This window comes from Paraburkholderia sp. Cy-641 (assembly GCF_011752945.1).
In the GTDB taxonomy this organism is placed as follows: Bacteria; Pseudomonadota; Gammaproteobacteria; order Burkholderiales; family Burkholderiaceae; genus Paraburkholderia.
This window is the reverse complement of record NZ_VWWM01000069.1, coordinates 15,364-36,733: the sequence shown is the minus strand read 5'-3', so window position 1 is coordinate 36,733 and position 21,370 is coordinate 15,364. Positions and strand designations below refer to the sequence as shown.

Below are 21,370 nucleotides of genomic sequence, written 5' to 3'. Positions count from 1 at the left end.
TTGCCGGTTGCCGGTTGCCGGTTGCCGGTTGCCGGTTGCCGGTTGCCGGTTGCCGGTTGCCGGTTGCCGGTTGCCGGTTGCCGGTTGCCGGTTGCCGGTTGCCGGTTGCCGGTTGCCGGTTGCCGGTTGCCGGTTGCCGTCAGAGCTTACGCTGTCGGGAAGTTCCCTGTGAAAAATCCGCGCCGGAGCACGCGCCCGCGTGTTTCCACGCCGCTCGCGCGCCCCGGCATCGGGGCCTGATGCCGGCGGCTTAATGCTTGACGTCGGCACCCTCGGCCTGCTCGCCCGCCTGCCCTTCCATGTTCATCTTCATCGCGTTGTTGGCGGTCTGCTTGTCGGCCTTCTGGTTGATCTTCGCGTCGCGCACCTGCTCCTTGTACTGTGTCTTCGCGGCCTTCTGCTGCGCCTTCATTTCCGCCTTCGACGTCTTCTTCGACGCGCGATATTCCGCGTTGGCCTTCGCATCGGCTTCACGCTTCTGCACGAGCGGGTCGGGCGAGCCCGGCGCCGTCAGACGGGTCGGCGGCGGGGCCGGCTCGACGCCCTGGGCGGCGGGCGCATCCGGAGTCGGCAGCGCGCCCTGGACAACAGGGACGGACGGGGCCGGCGGAGCAACGCCAACGGTGCCTTGCGTCTGGATCTGCGCCTGACCGCCGATGCCGGTGGCCGGCTGCGCGGTCTGTGCAACGGCGGCCGTCGCGGCAAAAGCGGTAAGGGCGGTACCGATCAGGAGCAAACGGATCTGGGTCATGGCTAAATCCTCTCTAAAGTGGTCGTGACACGGGCGGACGATCTGACGTCACGATGGCGGGGTATGCCGGATGCCTCGCGTGCCGCGCCCGGTCCTGGGCGTCGCCGGACCAGTTGCCATCAGGTGCGTATCCGGAATCCAGCGGGCTTCACTGCTGAGTTGCACTTTAGGAGTGAAATCCATCCGGTACGACTAGCGTTACGGAACGTTTCACTTTCCGACATCTGCATAACATCTGCTTTCAATTGCTTGCAGGGAGACCGGCGCCCGTCTCACCCGCCGACGGAACCGGCCGCGCCGCCGCCGGCCGCCTGGTGCTCTGCTGGCGGCCGCCGGTTTCCGCTCGCGCCCGCGTTGTGCTTTATGATGCGAACCCCGACCGCCAACCCGCAGCCCCGCAAAGGCGCAAACGTCATGCCCAACCTCAATTTCACGCTCACCGGCGAGTACGTCGAACTGCACAATCTCCTGAAGATAACGGGCCTCGCGGACAGCGGCGGCTCCGCGAAAATGATGGTCGCGGAAGGTGCCGTGACCGTCGACGGTCAGGTCGAAACGCGTAAAACGTGCAAGATCCGCGCGGGCCAGGTCGTGCTGCTCGGCGATACGCGCATTGCGGTTCACGAGGGCTGACGCGGAGCCGAAGCCGCTTGCCGCGGCTCAAAGCCCGCGGCGCGGGGCCGGGGCCGGGGCCGCTGCCACGGTCCGCTTAGGCAATGCATCCGCAGCACCCGCCGCCGCACATCCGGTCCCACCGTCGCAGTCCGGAAATTCACCGGACGGCACGCACTGGAACCGTGCATCCACCATCGACATTGGCCGGACGAGGCAATAAGCTGTGGGTTTCGACAGGTAAGCGTAAGCGACAGCCCGCGCAACGAACCGCGCCGCCGGCCGCCGCGCCACGAATTGCTCCCCGTTCGTCGCGCCACCGGGCCGCCCGGCGCGCCGTTCCCGACCCGCGCCGCCGCTTTTGCCCGCGCCTCGCTGTCGCCACTTTTCGCCGCCAGGCATTTCATGACCCGCTTTTCATGACCCAATCCGGCTTCGCCCGCGCGGCCTCCCGGCCGCCGACCCTATCCCGCCACGCGGCCGACACCGCGCGGCTCGCCGCGCCGCTCGCCATTGCCCAACTGTCGCAGATGGCAATGAGCGTCACCGATACGATCCTGCTCGGCTCGCTCGGCCCCGACGCGCTCGCCGCCGGCGGCCTCGGCGCGAATCTGTTTTTCGTCGTCGTCACGCTGCTGCAGGGCGTGCTGACCTCGGTCAGCGTCAGCGTCGCGCACGCGCGCGGCGCGCAGGACGACGGCCGCGTGCCGCCTATCTACTGGACCGGTTTCGTGCTGTCGGTGCTGCTCTCGGTGCCGGCGTTCATCCTGCTGTCGTTCGCCTCGCAGATCCTGCTCGCGTTCGGCGAGCCGGGCCTGCTCGCGCACAACGTCGGCGAATATGCGGCGGTGCTGCGCTGGGGCGCGCCCGCGAGCCTGATCGGCGTGGGGCTCATGCGCTCGTTCCTGCCGGCGATCGGCGCGGCGCGGCGGCTGCTGTGGGTGTCGATCGCGAGCGTCGGCGTGAACGGCTTCCTGAACTACGGGCTGATCCACGGCGCCTACGGACTGCCGCGGCTCGGCTTTCTCGGCTCGGCGGCCGCGACCACGATCACCGTCTGGTTGACCGCGCTCGTGCTGATGGCGCTGCTGCATCTGCGGCCGCGTTTCCGGCATTTCGTCGTCGCGACGCGGCCCAGGCTGCCGCTGATGGGCGAGCTGTTCGGCATCGGCTGGCCGGTTGCGATCACCTACGGCGTCGAATCGACCCTCTTCCTCGCGACAGGGCTGATGGTCGGCCTGCTCGGCGAATCGCAGCTGGCCGCGCATCAGATCGCGCTGAACGTCGCCTCGGTCGCGTTCATGGTGCCGCTGTCGATCGGCCAGGCCGCCAACGTGCGGGTCGGCTACTGGGCCGGCGCCGGCCAGCCGCTCGCCGCGCGCCATGCGGGCTTCGTCGCGCTGGCGCTCGGCGTCGGCTTCATGTCGATGTCGGGCCTCGTGCTGATCACCGCGCCGCACTGGATCGTCGGCCTGTATCTGCATCTCGACGACCCCGCCAACGCGCCGACCGTCGCGCTCGCGAGTTCGCTGCTCGGCGTGGCGGCGATCTTCCAGATCGTCGACGGCATGCAGGCGGTCGGCTCGGGCTGCCTGCGCGGCCTGAAGGACACGCGCATCCCGATGATCGCCGCCGCGTTCGGCTACTGGGTGATCGGCTTTCCGACCGGCTATCTGCTCGCGTTTCACGGCGGCCTCGGCGCGCGCGGCTTGTGGTGGGGGCTTGCCGCCGGCCTCGCGAGCGTCGCGCTGCTGATGACGCTGCGCTTTCACCGGCTGAGCCTGCGCCGGCTGCCGGCGGAACCGGCCACGCCGCCGGCGCGGCCGGTCTGAGCGAAATAGCGGAAACCCCCACTCCTGAAGCACTCCCTGCAAACGGTAAAATGGCCGCCTCGGCACGCGCGCGCTTACCCGCGTTCGCGCGTCGCGAGCCACGAGCCGCACACAGGCAGGCGCGCCTCACGAAGGCCTGCGCCGGATTGCGTAGCTGGGGCGCCTACCCTCGCCCACGCGGCCTTCCGCTCGAATGGGCTGCTCGCCACGCGCCGTGCATCGGATCGCACCGGGTTAGCCGCGCGTCGACGATGCCGTGGCCGCGCACCTGCTGTCACCGCTCACCGCTTCACGCGCTCCGGCGCAGCAAAAAAAACGGAACGCCCGCCGCCGGTAGCCGACTCCCCGGCCGATGCCGGCTGCCGGACCCGTCACACCGATTTCTCGCAATAAAAAAACCTGAGGACCCACCGCCATGCTTGCCCGCGTCACCCGCCTGTTCCCGCTCTGGGCCGTGCTCGTTTCGATCGCCGCGTATTTCTCGCCAGCGTCGTTTGCCGGCGTCGCGCCGCACGTCACCACGCTTCTCACGATCATCATGCTGGCGATGGGCGTCACGCTGTCGACGTCCGACTTCCTGCGCGTGTTCACGCGCCCCGCGCCCGTGATCGCCGGCATCGTGCTGCACTACCTCGTGATGCCGCTCGCCGCGTGGGTCATCGCCCGGGTGCTGCGCATGCCGCCCGACCTGACCGCCGGCATGGTGCTGGTCGGCAGCGTCGCGAGCGGCACCGCGTCGAACGTGATGATCTATCTCGCGCGCGGCGACGTCGCGCTGTCGGTCACGATCAGCGCGCTGTCGACGCTCGTCGGCGTGTTCGCGACACCGCTGCTGACGCGTCTTTACGTCGACGCGTCGATCGTCGTCGACGTGCAAGGCATGCTGATGAGCATCCTGCAGATCGTCGCGCTGCCGATCGTCGTCGGGCTCGTCATCAACCATCTGTTCGGCAAGCTCGTGCGCAAGGTCGAGCCGATTCTGCCGCTCGTCTCGATGGTCGCGATCGTGCTGATCATCGGCGCGGTGGTCGGCGGCACGCAGAAGAGCATTGCCTCGGTCGGTCTCGTGGTGATGCTCGGCGTCGTGCTGCATAACGGCATCGGCCTGCTCGGCGGCTACTGGGGCGGCCGGCTGCTCGGTTTCGACGAAGCCGTCTGCCGCACGCTCGCGATCGAAGTCGGTATGCAGAACTCCGGCCTCGCCGCGACGCTCGGCAAGCTCTACTTCACGCCGCTCGCGGCGCTGCCGGGCGCGCTCTTTTCGGTGTGGCACAACCTCTCGGGGTCGCTGCTCGCGGGCTACTGGGCCGGCCGTCCGGCAAAGGGCTCGACGCATGCCGACGGCGAGCGCGCGCTGAATGCCGAGCGCGGGTAAGTTGCGGCTTCGCGCGGCGATTGCGGTTCGGGTGATCGCCGCACGCGCAGTGGTCGGCACGGAGCCCATCGACGCGACGGCCGTGGCGCAACGAGCGCTTTAACAACGAAGTTGCGCGTCAGACACCGCAAGGGCGGCTACGGTCATCGCAACGCACGAAGCGGCTGGCCCGGAGCCTGTCGGTGCGCGCCATGACGCAACGAAAGCCTCACCCGCGATCGCAATCTCGATCACGGCAACAGCGTGGCCGCCCTATCTCACCCTGCACGGCAACCGGGGAAAAACACCCGCTCACCCGCCACGCACCCAGACGCCGCGCCAAACCACAAGCACGATCCCCCGCCACCTTATCGCCCTGCGCGGAACGAAAGCCACCCTGCCCGATTCCCCTTAGAATTGGCTTCTCGACAGCGCGGACCCTGCCTTCGCGCCAGTCGCCACGAGACGCTTGCGAAAAGGGAGAACACCACGTGCACGAGCCTCTCGCCCCGAGCCGGACCACGCCGCGCCGCCGGCGCGCACCGGGCATAGCGGGACGTATCCTTCTGCTCTGCTGCTTCGGCGCATTGCTGAGCGCGTGCGCCACCAGGCCGCCCGCTACCGCGTACGACCGCGCCCTCACCCACGCCCTCCCCGCCACCGCCGACACCCCGCTGCGCGCCGCGCTCGTGCCGCTCGAAGCGCAGCATCCGCGGCAATCGGGCTTCCGGGTGCTGTCGAGCGGCACCGACGCGTTGCAGATGCGCATCGCGCTCGCGCGCGCGGCGACGAAAACGCTCGACATGCAGTACTACATCGCCAACGAGGACACCACCGGCAAGCTGCTGCTCGGCGCCGCGCTCTATGCGGCCGATCACGGCGTGCGCGTGCGCATGCTCGTCGACGATCTGAACTTCATGGACATCGACCGCACCATGGCCGGCCTGAACACGCACAAGAACATCGAGATTCGCGTGTTCAACCCGTTCGGCAGCGCGCAGGAAGGCATGTTCGAGCGCACCACGAATCTGTTCACGCAGATCGGCCATTTCACGCGCCGCATGCACAACAAGGCGATGATCGCGGACAACCAGCTGGCGATCGTCGGCGGCCGCAATCTCGGCGACGAATACTTCAGCGCCAGCGAAACGCTGCAATTCCGCGACCTCGACGTGCTGGCGGCCGGCCCGATCGTCGCGGATGTCTCCGCGAGTTTCGACGACTACTGGAACAGCGGCATCGCCTATCCGCTGAGCGTGCTCAACAAGCAGACGTTCGATCAGAAGGAGCTCGACCAGACGCGCGACGATCTGCGCGAGCACTGGCGCGAGAACGCCGATCCGTACAACGCGAAGCCGCTGAACGCCACGCCGCTCGCCTCGCAGATCGCGAGCGAGCAACTGGACCTCACCTGGGCGCCGGCCGAATTCGCGGCAGACCTGCCGGAGAAAATCGAGCATCCCTCGCCGGATTACGTGAGCCCGCCGATGCAACGGCTGTTCCAGCTGATGCGCGACGCGCGCCACGACTTCCTGATCATCTCGCCGTACTTCGTGCCGCACGAAGCGGGTGTCAAGGCGGCCGGCGAACTCACGCAGCGCGGCATCCGCATCGCCGTGCTGACCAATTCGCTTGCCGCGACCGACGCGGTCGCCGTGCAGGCCGGCTACAGTCCGTTCCGCGTGCCGCTGCTGCAACAGGGCGTCGATCTGTACGAATTCAAGCCGCGCCAGGACACGCCGCGCGCGCGGCTGGTGGGCTCGAGTTCGCGCGCGAGCCTGCATGCGAAAACCTATGTGATCGACCACCAGATTCTCGTGATCGGCTCGATGAATCTCGATCCGCGCTCGGCGCATCTGAACACCGAACTCGCGCTCGTGATCCACAGCCCCGCCCTCGCGAATCAGGTCGCGAAGATCTTCGATTTCGCGACCCAGCCCGAGCAGAGTTATCGCGTGACGCTCGCCGACCCCACGCAGCTTGCCTACCTGCGCTCGATCGGCGCGCCGCGCTCGCCGCTCGTGTGGACCGACGTCGAGGTCGGCCGGCCGCGCACCTACATTTTCGATCCGCAGGCGGGTTTCTACCGCAATGCGCTAACGGGTCTATTCTCCCTATTGCCTGTCAACGATGAACTTTGAGAAGTGGAGTGCAAGATGACTGAAGACGTACGCATGGAACGCGACACGTTCGGCGAAATCGCCGTGCCGAACGCCCGTTTGTGGGGCGCGCAAACGCAGCGCTCGCTGCAGAACTTCAAGATTTCGACGGAGAAGCAGTCGCCCGAACTGATTACCGCGCTCGCCGTCGTCAAGCGCGCGGCGGCCGAGGTCAATCTCGGTCTCGGCGTGCTCGACGAAAAGAAGGCGCACGCGATCATGCAGGCGGCCGACGAGATCATCGACGGCAAGCATCCCGGCGAATTTCCGCTCGCGGTCTGGCAGACCGGCTCCGGCACGCAGACCAACATGAACCTCAACGAGGTGATCGCGAACCGCGCGAGCGAGCTGCTCGGCGGCGAGCGCGGCGAGGCGCGCAAGGTGCATCCGAACGACGACGTGAATCGCGGCCAGTCGTCGAACGACGTGTTCCCGACCGCGATGCACGTGGCCGCCGCCTACGCGATCGTCAAGCATCTGCTGCCCGCGCTGAAGACGCTGCGCGACACGCTCGACGGCAAGGCGAAGGCGTTCGCCGAAGTCGTCAAGATCGGCCGCACGCACCTGCAGGACGCGACGCCGCTCACGCTCGGCCAGGAGTTCTCAGGCTATGTCGCGCAACTCGAGCACGGCATCCGTCACGTGGAATCGGCGCTGCCGCATCTGTACGAGCTCGCGCAGGGCGGCACCGCGGTCGGCACGGGCCTGAACGCGCATCCGCAGTTCGCGGACAACGTCGCGGCCGCGATCGGCAAGCTGACCGGTCTGCCGTTCGTGTCGGCGCCCAACAAGTTCGAGGTGATGGCCGGCGCCGACGCGCTCGTGTTCGCGCATGGCGCGCTGAAAACGGTGGCCGCGAGCCTGAACAAGATCGCCAACGACATCCGCTGGCTCGCGAGCGGACCGCGCTGCGGTCTCGGCGAGCTGTCGATTCCCGAAAACGAGCCGGGCAGCTCGATCATGCCGGGCAAGGTCAACCCGACCCAGTCCGAAGCGCTGACGATGCTGTGCGCGCAGGTGTTCGGCAACGACGTCGCAGTGAACATCGGCGGCGCGAGCGGCAACTTCGAGCTGAACGTGTTTCGTCCGATGATCGCGCACAACGTGCTGCAATCGGTGCGTCTGCTCGCCGACGGCGCGCTGAGCTTCAATGAGAACTGCGCGGTCGGCATCGAGCCGAATCGCGAGCGCATCGATACCTTGCTCAACGAATCGCTGATGCTCGTGACGGCGCTCAATCCGCACATCGGCTACGACAAGGCCGCGCAGATCGCCAAGAAGGCGCACAAGGAAGGCACGACGCTGAAGGCGTCGGCGCTGGCGCTCGGCTATGTCACCGAACAGCAGTTCGACGAGTGGGTGCAGCCGAAGGATATGGTGGGGCGCACGGCGGGATAAGTGCGCCAGGAAGTGCGGCTGGAAGTGCGCGGGGCGGCGCGTGCAGCAGACGCGCCGCCAGTCTCGGCATGCAGGCTGGAGGGCAACCCCGCGGTGCTCAGATCTTCCCTTGAGCGACTTCTTCCGGCTTCAGCTCGACGATCGCGTCGAGCGCGTCCTTGACGTCCATCGCGTACTTGGCGAGGCGCTTCTGCTCATCGGTCTGCGGCACGAAAGCGGGCACCTGCACCGGATGGCCGTTCTCGTTGACGGCGACCATCACGACGAGGCAGTCCGTGGTTTGCAGCAGCTCGCCGCCTTTCGGGTCGCCCGCCTGCACCGACACGTGGATATGCATGCTCGTGCGGCCCGTCGCGACGACCCGCGCGCGCAATTCGACGAGATTGCCGACGAGGATCGGCCGGCGAAAACGGATATTGCCGACGCTGACCGTCACGCAATAGCGCCCCGACCAGACTGCCGCGCACGCATAGGCGGTCTCGTCGATCCACTTCATCAGCGCGCCGCCATGCACCTTGCCGCCGAAGTTGACCGAGATCGGCTCGGCGAGAAAGCGGAAGGTGGTTTCCGAACGGTCCAGCGGGGCGGTGGGGAGAGTGCTCATCTTGACTCCGGTCAATCGGATGCATTGAAAGGGGGCGATTATACGAGCGCAATATTGCGCGCGGCGCGGCGTCGAGCGCATGGAGAGGCGAAATATCCGCCGGGGAGCGCCTCGCGCGCCGCACGGCCGCGATAAAAACCGCGCCTAGTTGTGGACGCTGATGCCTTCGTCGATCGTGCCGTACATCTCGATGCTGCCGCTACCCGCCGAGCCCGAACCGGCTCCGCCCTGCGCGCAGGCGCCCAGCAGCAGAACCGCAGCGGCGACGGCCAGAAGAGTTTTCATCACGCGTATTCCTGCAAAGACAGGCTTCGATTCTAGCCTGGCGGGCCGAGACGGCGCCGAAACGCGGGTTCCCGGCCCGAGCTGCCGGTTTTGGGCGCGCTTGCGGTATGGCATCGTTCACGCCAGGCTGAAACATCGAATCGCGCGGACGGATACAGTGGAGAGCAAGGCACGCCGCGTCGCCGCCGTGTGCCGCCAGGCTTGGCCGCTTGCCGAGGCTTGAGACTGAAGGTTCAAGGCGGCTAATCGCGATGCTTCGCAGCCTGCCGCGTTGTCGCGTTGCCACGTCAACCGCCGGATCGACGTCAGCCATATTCAGCCGACCGTAGCCACCTTTGGACACGTCAAGCGGCGTTTCACACGACTCAGGAGCCCCGATGACTTCCCCCACAACAGCCCCCCGCGCCGACGACCAGAACCATTTCCCCGGCTTGAGCCGCATCGGCGCCTTGCTCGCCGACCCGGGCCGGGCCGCGATGCTGTGGGCGCTGATGGACGGCAGCGCCCGCCCCGCTGGCGAACTGACGATGATCGCAGGGCTCTCGCCCTCGGCGGCGAGCGCGCATCTCGCGCGCCTCACCGACGGCGGCCTGCTCGCGCTCGACGTGCGCGGACGGCATCGCTATTTCCGCATCGCCTCGCCGGAGATCGCGGCGTCGATCGAAGCGCTCGCCAACGTCGCCCAGCTCAGCGCGCCGCAACGGGCCGCGCCGCGCGCCGCGCGCACCGTGCCGCTCGAAATGCGCTACGCCCGCACCTGCTACGACCACATGGCGGGCGAATTGTCGGTGCGGCTGTTCGAGCGCATGCTCGCGCGCGGGATGCTCACCCAGCACGGCGCCTCGCTCGAAACCACCGTCGAGGGAGCCGCCCGGTTTGCCGACTGGGGCATCGCTCTGTCCGAACAGAAGAGCCGCCGCCGGCGCTTCGCGTGCACCTGCCCGGACTGGAGCATGCGCCGTCCGCACCTGGGCGGCGCGCTCGGCGCGGCGCTGCTCGATGCATGGTGCGCGCACGACTGGGTCGAACGCAGCGAGCGGCCGCGCATTCTGCGCATCACGCCTGCTGGACAACGGTATTTCGATGCGTTTCTCGCCGAATGAACGCCGAATGAGCACCAACGCAAGCACCAGTCGCCAGTTGCGACCCGATGAATACGAGTGAACGCGCGCCTGTCCCGCATCGTCTGACGCATCGCCGGAATCGTGCCGCTGGCCCGAATCGTCGAAACCGCGGGTGCAGCAGGAACCGCAAGCGCCACGTGAACCGCTCGTAGCAATCGTCCAATCCCAGCCGCCCCGAACCCGCGAACGACCGCTCGCCGGGCCCTGCCCGCGCGCCCTTGCACCCGGCGGAGACCTTTTGTTACCGCCAGCGAATCCACCTTACAAAAGTGGCGGCCCTGAAACATCGGCGACGGGTACAGTACCTTACGGGCCCGGCGGATTGCCGCGTCCGTCGGAGGGAGATCAATCATGACAAACGTTACCCAGACCACCATGAAATCCGGGATCGAACGACACGCACGCCAACGCCGGCTCTCCGGCTACACGCTGATCGCGGCCTCCGTGCTCGCGCTCGCCGCGCAAACCGGCTTCGCGCAGGAAGCGCCGCCCGCGCCAGCAGGCGCGGCCGCCACGCAGGGCGGCGATCCGCCCGGGCGCATCGCGCGTCTGAATTACACGGCCGGCACCGTGACCACCGAGCCCGCCGGCGCCGGCGACTGGTCGTACGCGCAGATCAACCGCCCGCTCACGGCCGGCGACCAGCTCTGGAACGACCAGAACGCGCGCTCGGAGCTGCACATCGGCTCGACCGCGGTGCGCCTCGGCCAGAACACGAGCCTCGACGTGCTCAATCTCGACGACACGAGCGCGCAGCTCAAAGTCGCGCAGGGCACGCTGTCGACGCACGTGCGCGAACTCCCGCCGGGCTCGTCGTATGAAATCGACACGCCCAATCTCGCGCTCGGCATGAACGGCCCCGGCGACTACCGCGTCGACGTCGCGCCGGACGGCAGCAGCACGACCGTCACCGTCAGAAGCGGCAGCGCGATCGCGTACGGCGACGGCGGCCAGGTGCCGGTCGCGGCGGGCCAGCAGATCCGCTTCGGCGGCACCAATCTGCAGCAGCTCGCCGACAACCGCGCGCCCGGCCTCGACGATCTCGACCAGTGGGCAGCCAATCGCGACGCCACGGAAGACCGTTCCTTGTCGGCGCGCTACGTGTCGCGCGACATCCCCGGTTACGAGGACCTCGACGCCAACGGCACCTGGCGCGACAGCCCGCAGTACGGCGAAGTATGGGTGCCGCGCGCGACGCCCGCCGGCTGGGCGCCGTATCACGACGGCCACTGGGTATGGCAGGCGCCCTGGGGCTGGACCTGGGTCGACGACGAACCGTGGGGCTTCGCGCCCTACCACTACGGCCGCTGGGCCGACATCGACGGCTCGTGGGCGTGGGTGCCGGGTCCGCTCGAAGCCGCCGCGCCGCCCGTCTATGCGCCCGCGCTGGTGGCCTTCGTCGGCGACGATGACGGCGGCGTCGACTGGGGTGTGAATCTGGCGATCGGCGGGGCGATCGCGGCGGGCGTGGCGTGGTTCCCGCTCGGTCCGGGCGAGCCGTGGCATCCGCACTGGGGCGATCACGACCGCTGGAGCCCTGGGTACTACAACCGCGTGAACCGCACGACGATCGTCAACGACTACCACCGCAACGTGACGAACGTGAACATCCACAACACGTATGTGAACTATCGCGTGCCCGGCGGCGTGACAGCCGTGCCGGCGACCGCGTTCGTGCATGGTCAGCCGGTCGGACGTTTCGCGCAGAAGGTCGATCCGGGTCAATGGCGCAACGCGCGGATCAACCCCGGTGCGCCGGGAATCGCGCCGGTGCGCGAGAGCTTCGGGTCCGATCTGCGGCGCGCGAATTACCGGCCGCCCGCGAGCGTCGCCGCCCGGCAGGTCGTGGCGACGCGCACTCCGGCCATGCCGGCCGCGTATCGCGACGACCTCGCGCAGCGTTTCGCCCAAAGCGGCGGACGCGTGCCGGGCGGCGGTCAGCCGGTCGTGCGGACCTCGGTGCCCGCGCATATGATGGGCTCGCCGGGGACGCAGTCGGTCGCGAACGTGCGGGTCGTGCAGTCGCATATTCCGGGTCGGCCGCCGGGTATGGCGGCGGGTGTGCCAGGTACGCCGGGTATGGCGAATCCGGCGGCGGCACGCGGTGTCGTGCAGGCCGGGGCCGGGGCCGGACCGCGGCCGGGCGAAGGCGGTGCTCCTGGGCCGCGTGGCGAGACGCCGCACGGGCCGCAAGGACCACAGGCAAGGCCCGGCATGCCGCCGTCGATGGCCGGCAACCTGCCGCATGGGCCACAGGCGGGTCCGCAAGCCGGTCTTCAAGCGGCCGGAGGCGAGCATCCGGCTCCGACGAATGGCGTGCCGCGTCCGCCGCAGGCGGCCGGCGGCAATCCGGCCTATGCGCAACAGCACGGTACGCCGCAACAATGGGGCGCAGTTGGACGCCCGCAGCCGGCCTGGACGCAGCCGCATACGCCGATGGCGCAGCAGGCGCCGCGTGCGGAGCAGCCTCGCGTGCCGCATCCGATGGACAATCCGGCCGCGCAACAGCAGGCGCGTCAGCCGGAGTTTCGTCCGCAAGGGGCGTCGCCGATGCAACAGTCGGCGCAAGTGCCGCGTCCGGAGCCGCAGGTTCAGCAAGCGCAGCAGCCGCATTTCGAGCCGCGTCCGCAACCGATGCAGCAAGCGCGCCCGGAACCGCAGCCTCAGCAGGCACAGCAACCGCGTTTCGAACAACGTCCGCAGCCGATGCCGCAAGCACGTCCCGAACCGCAGCCTCAGCAGGCGCAGCAGCCGCACTTCGAACCGCATCCGCAGCCGATGCCGCAACCGCGCCCTGAACCGCAGGTCCGGCAGGTGCAGCAGCCGCATTTCGAGCCTCGTCCGCAGCCGATGCAACAACCTCGCCCCGAACCGCGTCCGCAACCGCAGCAATCTCAGCCGCAGCACGCCGAGCAGCATCAGGGCGGCGGCAATCACGACGAGCATCACAAAGGCTGAGCGCGGCATCCCGGCAAGCGCCCCGCTACCGCATCAGCCAGCGGAAGCCGCAATAAAAAACCCGCGATCTTGCGATCGCGGGTTTTTTCGTATGCCGTACGCAACACGGGCGCTACCACCCCGCATCACACGGCTTCACACGGCTTCAGATTGCCATCGGCGCCGTCAGCGGCTCGTGGTGGCGATAGCCGGTCAGCGAGAAATCCGCGGGCTCGATCTTCTCAAGCCATTCCGGCTCGTACACACCGGTTTTCGCGTAATCAGGCACCCGTTCCGAGATCGCGAGCTGCGGGCTCTCGTACGGCTCGCGCGCGAGCTGCTGTTGCAGCATGTCGAGCTGGTTCTCGTAGATGTGCGCATCGCCGATGAAATAGCTGAACCAGCGCGGCGTATAACCGGTCAGCCGTCCGACGAGATGCAGCAGCGCCGCGCCCTCGGTCAGATTGAATGGCGTGCCGAGCCCCACGTCATTGCTACGGATGTACAGACACAGCGAAATCTCGCGGCGCGCGACGTTCGGCAGGAACTGATAGAGCAGATGGCAGGCCGGCAGCGCGATCTGATCCAGCACGGCGGGATTCCACGCATGAAACAGAATGCGCCGGTCGGCCGGGTTCTGCATGATCGTGTCGAGGCATTGACGCAACTGGTCGATCGCCTTGTAGAGCAGTACTTTCGGGCGGCCGTCCTCGTCGAATTGCGTGATCACGCGAAAGCCGCGCGCCTCGGCGTCGGCGAGCTGCGCGCTCCGGTCGGCGTCGAGCACCTTGTAGGCTGGCCATTTGCGCCACTGCACGCCGTACACGTCGCCGAGATCGTCGGGGCCTTCGCGATACGGATTCGCGAGCCACTGCGCGTTCTGGTTCGCGTTGCCGTCCCACACCTTGCAGCCGAGATCGCGGAAGTCCGCGGCGCTGCGCGAGGCGCGCAGAAACCCGACCAGTTCGCCGATCGCCGACTTGAACGCGAGCTTCTTCGTGGTCACCGCGGGAAAGCCCTGCTGCAGATCGAAGCGCAGCATCGCGCCCGGCATGCTGATGGTGCGGATGCCGGTGCGGTTTTCCTGCCACGTGCCGGTGTCGAGAATCGTGCGGACAAGGTCCAGGTATTGTTTCATGCGGTTTCCTTCGACGAGGCGCGAGAACGGCCCGATCCGCGCCACGGGATTGAGCAAAGCTCGATTCTAGCAAGCGCGCCCGGCCGACGCCCGGGCATGGCGAGCGGCGCCGACGATTTCAGCGTGAAGCCGATAGAGAGGAAAAGCGCGGGCTGGACGAAGCCAGCGCGGCCAGGAAATAGAAGCGGTGGAAGCGGCAGAAGCAACGGCATGCCGCAGGGGGCCCGCCGCAGCCTCTCTGCGGCGACATTCCGCGGGACCGATAGTGCAGAGGGCTAACTGACAGACCGGATAGACAAGGCGCCCCGCCACCGCCGATACGGCAGTTCGACGATTGCCGTCGGACCGCCCGCCTCACGGCACTTCAACTCTTGGGTCGCGAATCACTCCCGCATCAAAGATGCGGCACCGAAGCCGGCAAATCGCCATGCGGCGCCGTCATCGGCTCGCCTTCCATATGGCGCATGCCGTGCGAGCACAGCAGCCGATACAGCGTGACCCGCGAAATACCGAGCTCCTGCGCCGCGTCGCCAAGCCGCCCGCGATGCCGCAGCAGCGCGAGTTCGATCGCCTGCCGCTCGGCCGCTTCGCGCGCCTGCGCGAGCGACACCGGCACGATCTCGACATACTCGGCGAGTTCGAGGTCACGCGCGGTGATCGCGCGCCCCTCGGACATCACGATCGCCCGCCGCACCCGGTTGATCAGCTCGCGCACATTGCCCGGCCAGCCGTAGTTATGCAGGGCCGCGATCGCGTCGGGTGCGAAACCACGCAGGCGGCGACTCGCATCTTTCTTGAAACGCTCCAGCATGTGCCGCGCGAGCAGTTCGATGTCCTTGCCGCGCGCGCGCAGCGGCGGCTCATCGATCTGCAGCACGCACAGCCGGTGATACAGGTCCGAGCGGAAACGCCCCTCGATCATCGCCGCGGTCATGTCCACGTGGGTGGCGGAGATAATGCGCACGTCGACGTCGATCGCGGTATGGCCGCCGAGCCGCTCGACCTTGCGCTCCTGCAGGAAGCGCAGCAGGCTCGCCTGGCTTTCGAGCGGCAGATCGCCGATTTCGTCGAGGAAAAGCGTGCCGCCGTTGGCGGCCTCGACGCGGCCGATCTTGCGCTGATTCGCGCCCGTGAACGCGCCGCGCTCATAGCCGAATAGCTCGGACTGCAAAAGATGCGGCGGAATCGCGCCGCAGTTGATCGGCACGAACGGCGCGTTGCGGCGCGCCGAGCGCTCGTGAATCGCGACCGCCGTCAGCTCCTTGCCGGTGCCCGATTCGCCGGAAATGAACACCGGCGCGTCGGTCATCGCGACCTTGCGGATCGAGCGAAACAGCGCCAGCATCGCGTCGCACGAGCCGACCATCTCGCCTTCGGCGCCCTGCGAACCGTCGTTCGAGGCCGTTTCGCTCAGCGAGATCATGCCGTACGCATGGCCGACCGAATCGACGATGCGATCACCCGAATACGGCACCGTCACGTAATCGAAACAGTAGTCGCGCACGAGCCGGCGCAAAGCTGCGTCCTGCAGCTGGCCAGGCGTGGTGGCCGCGACCCAGCCGACGTTCGGCATGGTCAGACAGGACTCGAATGCGGCGATCTCGTGCGGCTGGAAATCGCAGGACAGATCGAGAAGACCGCCCGCCGCCATGCCGGCGCGAACCGCCCGGCGCACATCGCGAGCCGAGCCCACGACTTCGACATGCCAGCCGCGCTGATGAAAACGCGTATTCAACTCCGCGCTCGGATCGCGCGAAACGTAAATCAGTTGCCGCGTTGCGGATTCCATTATTCAGATCCTCTCGTCAACGAACGTTAAGGACGACGCATGCACCTGAAACTGCGGTTCAGACACGCTGACTCGTTCGGGATTCGCGAATCGCAAAAAACCGAACGGCCATTCCATTCCGTGCGGACAGCTGATCCCCAAGAAAGCGGCGTGTGTGTTTGAGACGGCCCGTTACGGGCCTTTTTTAAATCTGAAGCTCTTTTTCGAGAGCTTACTATACGTGCGGCGCTTCGAAAACAATTATGCGAATTCAGCCAAAAATCCCTTACCCATCAATGACATCCGCCCGGTAAAGATTTATTCAGCCTACCAATAAAACCATATTGCAAGTACTTTTTTCAGCCTTCTTCCGAAGGTAGTTCGTACCTTTCGAATTAACAAATTACAGGTATTTTCTGCTGCGTCGTTTCAGCACTGAAACGTTTTTCGCGAATTTCCACGGCATTACGCCTTCGTTAGCACGCCGCATCCCGATGCATCAATGGATTGCGCGCGATGGCACATGTTTCGCTAAATAGCGTCCACAAGGGAGAGACATCATGCGACTCGTTTTCCGTAGCGCTCCAATAAACCGCACGGCATTATTCGCGATTCGCGAAGCAGGCGCGCCAAAGCGACAACGCGGCGGCGCGGCCGGCATGCCGACGGTTGCCGCCACGCCGCAACGGCCGCCAGGCGGCTCCCACCAGGTGACGCTGTGGGACGAAATCGCGCCGCCCGCGCCGCCGCCGGTGCCGGTCGACGCCATGCACGCCGGCGAAAGCAACGCCGCGACGTACCGGAAGGCATAGCGAACGGCGACGAAGCACCGGCAGCCGCAACGGCACACGGGGTTCCTCCGCAGCAGCCCACGCCTGCCCGTCGGGTAGAATCATCCGGTTACGTTCCCTTTCCCATTCGATGACGACGCTCACCCTGATCGTCGCTCGCGCCAGCAACGGCGTGATCGGCCGCGACAACCAGTTGCCCTGGCGACTGCCCGAAGACCTCAAGTTCTTCAAGCGCACGACGATGGGCGCGCCCATCATCATGGGCCGCAAGACGCACGAATCGATCGGCCGGCCGCTGCCGGGACGCCGCAACATCGTCGTGACACGCGACGCCGAGCGGCGCTTTCAGGGCTGCGACACGGCAACCAATCTGGACGACGCGCTGCGCCTCGCCGCGCAGGACCAGGCGCCGCAGGCGTTTCTGATCGGCGGCGCGCAGCTGTACCCCGAGGGTTTGCGTCTCGCGCAGAAGCTCATCATCACCGAGATCGCCGCCGACTTCGACGGCGATGCGACCTTCCCCGCGGTCGACAAGACCGTGTGGGAAGAAATCGCGCGCGAGACGCATCACGCGCATGCGCCGAACGATTTCGACTACGCGTTTGTGACGTACCAGCGCAAAGAGCACTGAACGCGGACGCGCTGGCGGGTTTCGCGAAGCCGGCGCCATGCGTCCCATGAAAAAACGCCACGCAATTTCCATTGCGCGGCGTTTCCCGTTCCTGCTTGCTGCGAGCCGAGAGGAGCACGCGCCCCGCTCATTGCCCGAATTACTGCCCCGCGATCGTCATGCGCTCGATCAGTACCGAGCCGGTCTGCTTGGTGCCGCGCGTGATCGTATCGGCGCCGATCGCGACGATGTGGTGGAACATCTCCTGCAACGTGCTCGCGACCGTGATCTCCTCGACCGGATACTGGATCTTGCCGTTCTCGACCCAGAAGCCCGACGCGCCGCGCGAATAGTCGCCCGTCACGTAGTTCACGCCCTGCCCCATCAGCTCGGTCAGCAGAAGACCGGTGCCGAGCTTGCGCAGCATCTCTTCGAAGTCGTCCTCGGGACGCGTGTCCGAGCTCAGCAGCGAGAGGTTGTGCGAGCCGCCCGCGTTGCCGGTGGTCTGCATGCCGAGCTTGCGCGCCGAGTACGTGGACAGGAAATAGCCTTCCACGACGCCGTCCTTCACGACCGAACGCTGGCGCGTACGCACGCCTTCCTCGTCGAACGGCGCGCTGCCCATCGCGCGGGCGACGTGCGGGTCTTCGACCACCTGCACGTGCGGCGCGAACACCGGCTTGCCGAGGCTGTCGACCAGAAACGAGGTCTTGCGATACAGCGCGCCGCCGCTCGTCGCCTGCACGAACGCACCGAGCAGACCGGCGGCGAGCGGCGCTTCGAACAGCACCGGCACCTTGCGCGTATCGAGGCCGCGCGCGCCGATGCGCGCGAGCGCGCGCTGCGCCGCGTAACGGCCCACGGCCTCGGGATCGGCCAGCTCGGACGCGCAGCGCGTCGACGTGTACCAGTCGTCGCGCTGCATGTTGCGGCCGCTGCCCGCGATCGGCGCGCACGCAATGTAGTGGCGCGAGTACGGATAGCCGGCGAGGAAGCCGCGCGAGGTCGCCAGCACGAATTGCGAATGCTGCGCCGACACGCTCGCGCCTTCCGAATTCCTGATCTGCGGATCGGTGGCGAACGCGGCGTCTTCGGCGCGGCGCGCGATCTCGACCGCCTCGTCGGCGGACAGATTCCACGGATGATAGAGATCGAGGTCGCGCGGCGCGGTTTCGAGCAGTTCGGCTTCGGCAAGGCCCGCGCAATCGTCCTCGGCGGTGAAGCGGGCGATGTTGTAGGCCGCCGCGACCGTGTCCTTCAACGCTTGCGGCGAGAAGTCCGAGGTACTGGCGTTGCCGCGCTTGTTGCCGATGAACACCGTCACGCCGACCATCTTGTCGCGGTTGTGCTCGATCGTCTCGACTTCGCCGCGCCGCACCGAGACGGACAGGCCGTCGCCTTCGGAAATTTCCGTTGCGGCGTCGGTGCCGCCGAGCGCCTTCGCGTGACGAAGGATGTCCGAGGCGATTTCCTTCAGCTCATCCTGGGTATGCGGAAAAAAGCGCTGCTTGACGTCCATGTCTGCTGCCATTGTGGTTGCCGTCCTGTTCGGGGCCGCGCGGCCCTGGGTATGCGCACCGTGCGCCTTATGCCACGCGAGAAGACAGGTGGCGGCGCAGGCGTGCGAGATAAATGCATCCCGCGATCATAGCAAGGTAAGCGACGCCGTACCTGGCATTCGCGTCACGGCGCGAGGGCTTCGCGCGCGGCGGCGGCAGTGCGCGAATGGGCATCACGCCGACGGCCTGGCAAACGGAATCCGCCGCGGCAGCGAACGCAGCCTCACGGCCGCGAGTTGGACGGGCGCCGCACGTTACAATATCGCCATGACACGCAAAACCCTCATTCAACCGATCGAATCCGTCGTGACGGAAGTCGACGAAAACGGCTACGACCGCCCGAGCAAGTCCCAGGTCAAGCGCGAAATGCAAGCGCTGCAGGACCTGGGTGCGGAGCTGGTCGCGCTGCCGAAAGATGCGCTCAAGCGCATGCCGATGCCCGAAAAGCTCGACGAAGCCGTGCGCGAAGCGCGCCGCATCACCGATCACGAAGGCAAGCGCCGCCAGATCCAGTACGTCGGCCGCGTGATGCGCTCGCTGCACGACACGGAAACCGCCGCGCTGCGCACCGCGCTCGACACCTACAAGGGCATCAACAAGACGGAAACGGCGAAGCTGCACTGGATCGAGCGCACCCGCGAGAAACTGCTCGCCGACGACGACGCGCTGACCGAGTTCATCCGCCAGCACCCGGGCGCCGATCCGCAGCAGGGCCGCACGCTGATCCGCAACGCGCGCAAGGAAGCGCAGCAGAACAAGCCGCCGCGCTATTTCCGCGAACTGTTCCAGTGGATCAAAACCGCGGCCGGCGCGGACGAAGCCGACGACGCGTCCGATACCGCGCATGATGCCGAACCCGATACGGATTTCGCCCCGGAAGACGACGATGCCGACCGCGACGCCTGAGCAACGCCCACCACGCAACCACCCCGACGAGATCGTGATCGGCCTCGTGTCGATTAGCGATCGCGCCTCGGCCGGCGTGTACGAGGACAAGGGCATTCCGGCGCTGCAGGAATGGCTCGGCGCAGCGCTCGCGTCGCCGTGGCAGGTCGTCACGCGGCTGATTCAGGACGACGCGCCGACCATTTCGGCCACGCTGATCGAACTCGTCGACGAAGTGGGCTGCGATCTCGTGCTGACCACGGGCGGCACGGGCCCGTCGCGCCGCGACGTGACGCCCGAGGCGACGCTCGCGGTCGCGACGAAGGAGATGCCGGGCTTCGGCGAGCAGATGCGACAGATCAGCCTGAATTTCGTGCCGACCGCGATCCTGTCGCGCCAGGTGGCGGTGATCCGCGAAACGGCGGAGCACGCAGCGCTGATCGTCAACCTGCCGGGTCAGCCAAAGTCGATCAGGGAAACGCTCGAAGGTCTTCGCGACGACGAGGCGGCCGTCAAGGTGCCGGGGATTTTCGCGGCGGTGCCCTACTGCATCGATCTGATCGGCGGCCCGTACGTGGAAACCAACGCCGAGGTGGTCAAGGCGTTCCGGCCGAAGAGCGCATTGCGCGCTCCGCAGCAGGACTGAGGTTTATCCCGGGTTGAGCGCGGACTGGTCCGCGCGGCTTGGGCTTGGGCTTATTTGGCGCTCGCCGGTGCGTCCGGCGCCGGCTGCGACGGCACGAGGAAATGTTCGCGGTAGTACTTCAGCTCATCGATCGACTCGTGGATATCGGCAAGCGCCGTGTGCATCGCGCGCTTCTGGAAGCCCTTGTAGATGGCCGGCTGCCAGCGCCGGCACAGTTCCTTGAGCGTGCTCACGTCGAGATTGCGGTAATGGAAAAAGCGCTCGAGATCCGGCATCCAGCGCGCCATGAAGCGGCGGTCCTGACAGATCGAGTTGCCGCACATCGGCGACTTGCCGGGCGGCACGTACTGGGCGAGGAAGTCGCGAATCTGCTGCGTGGCGTCCGCCTCGCTCACCGTCGACGCCTTCACGCGGCCGATCAGACCCGAACGGCCATGCGTGTTCTGGTTCCACTCGTCCATCTTCGCGAGCGTCTCGTCGCTCTGATGGATCGCGAGCACCGGGCCTTCGACCATCCTGTCGAGCGTCGAATTCGTCACCACCACCGCAATCTCGATGATGCGGTCGGTGTCGGGCTCGAGCCCGGTCATTTCCATGTCCAGCCAGATGAGATTCATGTCGCTGCGCACGAGCGGCGGCTGTTCGGCGGATGCGAGGATGTCAGTCATGAGTGCAACCCTGATGGCCTGGCGGCGGGCTTCGCTGAAAACCCGCGCGCCGTGGCGTGTGTTCGTTCAAAATGGATGCGCGGTTCGAGCCGGGGCAGGCCTGGCCGCTTAAGCGGCGGCCATGGCGGCCATGAAGCGCCGCCTGGCATCGCTGCCGTGGACCGCGCCCCGAGCCATTGCCGTGAACCACGCTCCCGCCGCGAGGCGGGAAGAAACATATAATTCTCGCATAGATACCACGGAATCCCC

Annotated in this window: 18 protein-coding genes; 11 read left to right on the top strand and 7 right to left on the bottom strand. The window is 67.0% G+C overall.

Translation table 11 applies throughout. From position 1 onward, the window contains the following. Positions 1-250: 250 nt before the first annotated feature. The gene (locus F3J20_RS27630; protein ID WP_167285421.1) at positions 251-751 is read right to left on the bottom strand and encodes a hypothetical protein; all 501 of its coding nucleotides are present in this window, start codon (positions 749-751) and stop codon (positions 251-253) included. 414 nt (positions 752-1,165) lie between these two features. Here F3J20_RS27630 and F3J20_RS27625 point away from each other — a divergent pair, with 414 nt between their 5' ends. The 5 genes from F3J20_RS27625 to fumC all read left to right on the top strand — a co-directional run bounded on the left by F3J20_RS27625 (position 1,166) and on the right by fumC (position 8,106). Beyond that, positions 1,166-1,384, top strand: coding sequence for an RNA-binding S4 domain-containing protein (locus F3J20_RS27625; protein WP_167285420.1), 219 nt, complete (start codon positions 1,166-1,168; stop codon positions 1,382-1,384). Positions 1,385-1,782: 398 nt separating this feature from the next. Next, positions 1,783-3,195 carry an MATE family efflux transporter gene (locus F3J20_RS27620; protein ID WP_167050297.1) on the top strand — a complete coding sequence of 471 codons (1,413 nt, stop codon included), beginning with the start codon at positions 1,783-1,785 and terminating at the stop codon, positions 3,193-3,195. 415 nt (positions 3,196-3,610) lie between these two features. Continuing rightward, positions 3,611-4,570 (top strand): bile acid:sodium symporter family protein, encoded by a 960-nt coding sequence (locus F3J20_RS27615; RefSeq protein WP_167285418.1) that lies wholly within the window; start codon positions 3,611-3,613, stop codon positions 4,568-4,570. Between the two features lie 527 nt (positions 4,571-5,097). After that, positions 5,098-6,690 (top strand): phospholipase D family protein, encoded by a 1,593-nt coding sequence (locus F3J20_RS27610; protein ID WP_345889930.1) that lies wholly within the window; start codon positions 5,098-5,100, stop codon positions 6,688-6,690. A 15-nt stretch (positions 6,691-6,705) separates the two neighbouring features. Next, positions 6,706-8,106 (top strand): class II fumarate hydratase, encoded by a 1,401-nt coding sequence (gene fumC / locus F3J20_RS27605; protein ID WP_167050291.1) that lies wholly within the window; start codon positions 6,706-6,708, stop codon positions 8,104-8,106. A 97-nt stretch (positions 8,107-8,203) separates the two neighbouring features. Here the strand turns inward: fumC and F3J20_RS27600 are convergent, their stop codons facing one another. Both F3J20_RS27600 and F3J20_RS27595 read right to left on the bottom strand, forming a co-directional pair. After that, entirely contained in the window at positions 8,204-8,710 is a 507-nt protein-coding gene (locus F3J20_RS27600) for an acyl-CoA thioesterase (protein WP_167050289.1), read from the bottom strand. 144 nt (positions 8,711-8,854) lie between these two features. Beyond that, positions 8,855-8,995 (bottom strand): hypothetical protein, encoded by a 141-nt coding sequence (locus F3J20_RS27595; protein ID WP_167050287.1) that lies wholly within the window; start codon positions 8,993-8,995, stop codon positions 8,855-8,857. A 377-nt stretch (positions 8,996-9,372) separates the two neighbouring features. On the opposite strand from F3J20_RS27595, the gene F3J20_RS27590 reads away from it, so the two are divergent. Both F3J20_RS27590 and F3J20_RS27585 read left to right on the top strand, forming a co-directional pair. Next, positions 9,373-10,098 carry a helix-turn-helix transcriptional regulator gene (locus F3J20_RS27590; protein WP_167285415.1) on the top strand — a complete coding sequence of 242 codons (726 nt, stop codon included), beginning with the start codon at positions 9,373-9,375 and terminating at the stop codon, positions 10,096-10,098. Positions 10,099-10,470: 372 nt separating this feature from the next. Next, entirely contained in the window at positions 10,471-13,077 is a 2,607-nt protein-coding gene (locus tag F3J20_RS27585) for a DUF6600 domain-containing protein (protein WP_167285414.1), read from the top strand. Positions 13,078-13,222: 145 nt separating this feature from the next. On the opposite strand, the gene F3J20_RS27580 is transcribed toward F3J20_RS27585, so the two are convergent. Together F3J20_RS27580 and F3J20_RS27575 are read right to left on the bottom strand one after the other, a co-directional pair. Continuing rightward, complete coding sequence (locus tag F3J20_RS27580) at positions 13,223-14,194, bottom strand: thymidylate synthase (RefSeq protein ID WP_167050281.1); 972 nt, start codon at positions 14,192-14,194, stop codon at positions 13,223-13,225. A 394-nt stretch (positions 14,195-14,588) separates the two neighbouring features. Beyond that, positions 14,589-15,983, bottom strand: a complete 1,395-nt coding sequence (locus tag F3J20_RS27575) for a sigma-54 dependent transcriptional regulator (protein ID WP_167050279.1) — start codon at positions 15,981-15,983, stop codon at positions 14,589-14,591. Positions 15,984-16,621: 638 nt separating this feature from the next. Between F3J20_RS27575 and F3J20_RS27570 the strand changes: the two genes are divergently transcribed. Both F3J20_RS27570 and F3J20_RS27565 read left to right on the top strand, forming a co-directional pair. Next, positions 16,622-16,774 carry a hypothetical protein gene (locus F3J20_RS27570; protein ID WP_167285412.1) on the top strand — a complete coding sequence of 51 codons (153 nt, stop codon included), beginning with the start codon at positions 16,622-16,624 and terminating at the stop codon, positions 16,772-16,774. A 109-nt stretch (positions 16,775-16,883) separates the two neighbouring features. Then, on the top strand, positions 16,884-17,384 hold the full coding sequence (locus tag F3J20_RS27565) for a dihydrofolate reductase (protein WP_167050277.1): 501 nt from the start codon (positions 16,884-16,886) through the stop codon (positions 17,382-17,384). A 139-nt stretch (positions 17,385-17,523) separates the two neighbouring features. On the opposite strand, the gene pmbA is transcribed toward F3J20_RS27565, so the two are convergent. After that, entirely contained in the window at positions 17,524-18,894 is a 1,371-nt protein-coding gene (gene pmbA, locus F3J20_RS27560) for a metalloprotease PmbA (RefSeq protein WP_167285410.1), read from the bottom strand. A gap of 295 nt (positions 18,895-19,189) precedes the next feature. Between pmbA and yjgA the strand changes: the two genes are divergently transcribed. Both yjgA and mog read left to right on the top strand, forming a co-directional pair. After that, on the top strand, positions 19,190-19,828 hold the full coding sequence (gene yjgA / locus F3J20_RS27555) for a ribosome biogenesis factor YjgA (protein ID WP_167285409.1): 639 nt from the start codon (positions 19,190-19,192) through the stop codon (positions 19,826-19,828). After that, positions 19,809-20,453 (top strand): molybdopterin adenylyltransferase, encoded by a 645-nt coding sequence (gene mog / locus F3J20_RS27550; RefSeq protein WP_167285407.1) that lies wholly within the window; start codon positions 19,809-19,811, stop codon positions 20,451-20,453. The genes yjgA and mog overlap by 20 nt, the downstream gene beginning before the upstream one ends. 50 nt (positions 20,454-20,503) lie before the next feature. Here mog and orn read toward each other — a convergent pair whose 3' ends face one another. Further along, positions 20,504-21,121, bottom strand: coding sequence for an oligoribonuclease (orn, locus tag F3J20_RS27545; RefSeq protein ID WP_167050270.1), 618 nt, complete (start codon positions 21,119-21,121; stop codon positions 20,504-20,506). Positions 21,122-21,370 lie beyond the last annotated feature (249 nt).